The sequence below is a fragment of the Alkalicoccobacillus porphyridii genome (genome assembly GCF_007293315.1).
GTDB lineage: Bacteria > Bacillota > Bacilli > Bacillales > Bacillaceae_D > Alkalicoccobacillus > Alkalicoccobacillus porphyridii.
Genome location: NZ_VLXZ01000154.1, coordinates 1 through 288, shown reverse-complemented (window position 1 = coordinate 288; position 288 = coordinate 1). Strand labels below are relative to the sequence as shown.

General features: G+C 54.9%; 1 protein-coding gene. It reads right to left on the bottom strand.

Translation table 11 applies throughout. From position 1 onward, the window contains the following. The coding region (locus tag FN960_RS23870) for an arylamine N-acetyltransferase (protein ID WP_185971140.1) at window positions 1-288 on the bottom strand (288 nt) is incomplete at both ends.

Below are 288 nucleotides of genomic sequence, written 5' to 3'. Positions count from 1 at the left end.
CATCACCCTCCTGCAACAACCGATACTCTCCGTGTGGCGTGGTCTGCACGAGATCGGAAACTAAACGAATCGGCGCGGTTAGCGTCTGCCCACCGAAACCGACATCAGCAATCCATTTTTCCTCTTCCAGTTCCACCAACAGCAAACGATGGGTGCGCGGCGGTAATGCTGGCGGATTTGATAACACTACGCGCCCTAACAAGCTGCGAACGTTAAACCCCAGCTCGCGTAACACCCGCTCAAACACGCCATTCTGCTCAAAACAGTAACCGCCACGACGGGCTATCA